This is a genomic window from uncultured Mailhella sp., from assembly GCF_947631555.1.
Lineage (GTDB): Bacteria > Desulfobacterota > Desulfovibrionia > Desulfovibrionales > Desulfovibrionaceae > Mailhella.
The window spans coordinates 1-4,180 of sequence record NZ_CANRLT010000126.1 but is presented as its reverse complement, the minus strand read 5'-3'; the positions used below and the strand labels follow the sequence as shown (position 1 = coordinate 4,180).

At 62.1% G+C, this 4,180-nt stretch carries 4 protein-coding genes; all 4 read right to left on the bottom strand.

Annotated elements, in window-relative coordinates; translation table 11 throughout:
• Nucleotides 1-150: 150 nt before the first annotated feature.
• A complete protein-coding gene (gene ybgF, locus Q0Z94_RS11240; RefSeq protein ID WP_298069758.1) occupies nt 151-1,023 on the bottom strand; it encodes a tol-pal system protein YbgF in 873 nt (290 codons plus the stop codon).
• Between the two features lie 57 nt (nt 1,024-1,080).
• Nucleotides 1,081-1,497, bottom strand: a complete 417-nt coding sequence (locus Q0Z94_RS11235; protein WP_298069756.1) for a PLD nuclease N-terminal domain-containing protein — start codon at nt 1,495-1,497, stop codon at nt 1,081-1,083.
• A gap of 1 nt (nt 1,498) precedes the next feature.
• Complete coding sequence (lspA, locus tag Q0Z94_RS11230) at nt 1,499-2,002, bottom strand: signal peptidase II (protein ID WP_298069754.1); 504 nt, start codon at nt 2,000-2,002, stop codon at nt 1,499-1,501.
• A gap of 3 nt (nt 2,003-2,005) precedes the next feature.
• Nucleotides 2,006-4,180, bottom strand: a 2,175-nt coding sequence (gene ileS / locus Q0Z94_RS11225; RefSeq protein ID WP_298069752.1) for an isoleucine--tRNA ligase, incomplete at its 5' end; no start/stop codon positions are given.

The following is a 4,180-nucleotide window of genomic DNA, read 5'->3' as shown; positions in this document are numbered from 1 at the left end:
ATCGGGAAAAGCTGACCGCTTAGAATCAATGCCACAGGGGCTTTTTAGATGTCTACTTGACAGGGGGCAGACCACCGGACGCCGTGGGGGATTTCATACCAAGCCGCCCCTGCCGGGGGCAGGGGAATGCCGCTTTGACCCTTCAGCTCATCAGAGCTTGTTCTGCTTGATGACCTGTCTGGCGCGGTTGGCTTCAGGAGCCTTGGGGAACTTCCGTACAAGCTCATTGAGGCGCTGCTTGGCGGCCTCCTTCTTGTTCAGCTGAAGGAAGGCCATGCCCTGCTTCAGGTAGGAAGCCGGAGCCTTGGCGCTGTTGGGATGCCCCTCGATGACCTTCTGATAGGCCAGCGCGGCTTCCGCGTATTTCTTCATCTGGTAGTTGTTCTCTCCCTGCCAGAACCAGGCGTTGGAAGCCAGTTTATGCTTGGGATAGGTCTTGGTGAAGTCGCTGAACGACTTGAGCGAAGCCTGATACTGGCGCTTGTTGAAGGCGTCCATGCCGCTGTCGTAAAGCGCCTGCGCCACATCCCCGGACGCCGCTGCAGGCGCGGGTTTCGCAGCCGCGGCGGGTGAGGCTGCGGCCGGGGCAGCCGCGGGAGCTGGTGCAGCCTGAGCGGCGGGAGGTTCCGTCACCGGAACCGTTCCGGCAACGGGGTCGATACCTCCGGCAGGCTGGGCGGAAGGATCGCCGTCAAGCTGCAGATCCAGTGCCATCTGACTTTCCAGAAGACGCAGGGCACGGTCGTGGGAAGCTACGGTGTCGGCCAGTTTCTGCGCACCGCCGGAGCGTTCGAGGGCACGGCTGATGTTGTCAAGCTGCCCGTGCAGTTCGGCGATCTCCTGCCGCATTTCCATGAGCTGGGACCAGCTGTCCGCCTGATTGGTCTGGCTGCTGCTCATCTGACGGCTCATCTGATTGACCTGCGCCTGAAGCGCATTGTGTTCGCCCGTGGTGGCGCAGGCGGTCAGCAAGAGAGGGAGAGACAAGAGAGCGAGGGGGCGTCCCCATGTGAACCGTTCCATAATCGCTTTTCCTCCAAGAAAAATAAACAGAGGCGTTGGTACAGCCCGGCTCGTCGGTCAGGACGAACTCCTGCGGTCATTGTCGGGACAGCCGAACGACCATTCGTCCTTCTCATGCGCGGGATTGCCGGACGGACAGGCTGCGCCGCCGTCTTTCTTCGTTTCAGGGGAAGGCGCGGCTGCTTCCTTTGCGGGGGGCGGGACAGGTGCGCTGCCTTCCAAAACGGAAGGAGGAGCCTTTTCTTCCTTCCTTGCAAAAATATCGATCTTTTCCCTGCTCGCGTGTCTGCGCCCCACAAAGTAGTAGGCAAGTCCGCCAACGCAGGGCAGGAACACGCAGGCCAGCATCCAGCGATACTTTTCCCTCGGTGTGGGGAAATCGTGGTACATGGCGTGCTTCAGCGCCCACATGTTCGGCAGAGCAGGCAGGATGAGCAGCATGAGCTGATCGCTGTTGAGATCGGTGAGAAACATCTCAGCGCTCCTTGCCGCGGGCTTCTTCCGCAGACTGTCTCAAAAGGACGAACGCGGCAGCCGCCACGCCGAGGCAGATGGCAATGTCCGCAACGTTGAACGCAGGCCAGTGCCACTGCCCCCAGTACACATCCAGAAAATCGGTCACCGCACGGGAACGCACCCTGTCGATCAGGTTGCCGGCCGCTCCGCCCAGGATGCTCCCAAATCCGAAGAACAGCAAGCGGCTGTGCGCGGCAGTGCGCACCATGTTCAGGATGATACCCGCCACCAGCACGGCGGCTGCGACAAAGAGCCAGAACTGCCATTCGGTGTCATCGTTGTTCAGGAAGCCGAAAGCCGCTCCCCGGTTCAGCACATGCACCAAGTCGAACAGTCCCGGAACGACCGTGACGCCCTGCCCCGGAGCCAGCATTGCCGTCACCGCAGCTTTGGTGAGCTGATCCAGCACTATCCAGATCACTCCCACCGAAAGCACGAGAGTGTAACGGTTCGCCTTCCGCACCGTCTACTCCCCGGAACGGGCTTCAAGTTCCTTCATCACCGCCGCACAGCGGGGGCACAGTGTCGGCCGTTCAGGATCGGAACCCAGTTCCTCGGAATACATCCAGCAGCGTTCGCACTTCCCGCCGCCGGCCTTCCGTACCTGTACGGCGAGGCCCGGACATTCATCGAGCTGTGCCGCGGCCAGGACGTCGGCGGGCGCATCCTTGAAGCCGGCGATGTCCAGCTGAGACACAAGGCACACGGAACGCATGTCTGCGCCGCTGTCCTTGACGGCCTCACGAAGCTTTTCATCCAGGTACAGGACAACGTGGGTATCCAGAGCGTGTCCGATGACGCCTTCCTTGCGCAGAGGCTCGATGGCGCGGGTCACTCCGGCGCGCACCTCCATAACCATTTCCCACGCGCCGCGCTCCTCATCGGAGAGGCGCAGCCCGGATACGTCCGGCGCGGGCATGGCGAACACCGTGGCCACGGGAGCTCCTTCGGTGTCCACGGGCTTCAGTGCTTCGGGAAGGTAACGGAACACTTCCTCCGCCGTAAAGCTCATGATGGGGGCCATGTCGCGCAGCATGATGAGCAGCATCTGATACAAGGCACTCTGGGCAGAACGCCGTTCGGCGCTGTCCGGCAGGGAGGAGTACAGGCGATCCTTCAGCACGTCGAGATAGAACGCGGAAAGCTCCGTGGCGCACAGGCCGTGCAGTCCCTGAAAGACCTTGTGGAACTCGAATTCCTGATAGGCGGTATCCAAAGCCTCATGGTTCGCGGCCACCACGCTGAGAGCGTAGCGGTCGATGGGCAGCATTCTGTCGAAGGGAACCACATCGGCGGGTGTGAGGTCGTGGATGCTGCCGAGGATGTAGCGGCAGGTATTGCGGATGCGCCGGTAGGCGTCCACCAGACGCTTCATGATCTCTTCCGAGTAGCGGATGTCTTCGCGGTAGTCCACCGAGGCCACCCACAGGCGCAGAAGCTCCGCGCCGTACTTGTCGATGACTTCCTGAGGGGCGACGACGTTGCCCACGGACTTGGACATCTTGCGGCCCTGACCGTCCACCACATAGCCGTGGGTAAGCACGGCCCTGTAGGGCGCGATGTCGCGTGTGCCCACGCCTACCAGCAGGGAGCTGTGGAACCAGCCGCGGTGCTGATCCGAACCTTCCAGATACAAATCGGCGGGAACGCTCCCTTCGGGGCGCTGTTCCATGACCGCGGCGAAGCTGGTGCCGGAATCGAACCACACGTCGAGGATGTCGTCTTCCTTTTCCCAGTGCGTACCGCCGCAGTGCGGGCAGGTGAGACCCGCGGGGGCCACGTCTTCCACACTGTGTTCATACCAGTAGTCGCAGCCCGTGGGATGGGCGGCGAAACGCCCGGCGATCTCGCGCATCCAGGCGGGGTCGTTCCAGACCTCGCCGCAGTCCTTGCAGATCAGCGCGAGGATGGGCACGCCCCACATGCGCTGGCGGGAGATGCACCAGTCGGGGCGGGATTCCACCATGTTATAGATGCGCCCCTGTCCCCAGGAAGGTATCCAGCGAACATCATTTCTGATGGCGTCCAGGGCCTTTCTGCGCAGATCATTGGCTTCCATGCCGATGAACCACTGCGTGGTGGCGCGAAAGATCACCGGTTCCTTGCAGCGCCAGCAACAGGGATAGGAATGGCTGATTTCCCGCTCGGCCAGAAGATTGCCCACTTCTCTGACCTTGGCAACCACGGCGGGGTTGGCGTCGAAAACCTGCATCCCGGCGAAAAATTCCACCGTGGGCAGGAAGCGGCCTTCATCGTCCAGAGGGGAATACACGTCCAGGCCGTACTTCATGCCCACTTCGTAGTCTTCCCGCCCATGGCCGGGCGCGGTGTGTACGCAGCCTGTGCCGGTATCCAGCGTGACGTGTTCGCCGGTGATGATGAGCGAAGTGCGGTTCAGGAACGGGTGGCGGGCTTCAAGGCGTTCCAGTCTGTCGCCCGTGGTCTCGTCCAGCACTCGGTATTCCGTCCAGCCGAAGGTGCGGGCGCAGGATTCCACCAGCTCGGAGGCCAGAACGTACTGCTCGCCGCCGGCCTCAACCAGCGCGTACTTGAACTCTGGATGCAGACAGACGGCGAGGTTGCTGGGCAGTGTCCACGGCGTGGTGGTCCAGATGACAATCCAGGCTCGCGCAGGATCCGC

Bases quoted from the DNA above. Each gene is read 5' to 3' on its own strand.
- Q0Z94_RS11235 (WP_298069756.1), bottom strand. From the start codon at position 1,497: ATGTTTCTCACCGATCTCAACAGCGATCAGCTCATGCTGCTCATCCTG.
- ybgF (WP_298069758.1), bottom strand. From the start codon at position 1,023: ATGGAACGGTTCACATGGGGACGCCCCCTCGCTCTCTTGTCTCTCCCT.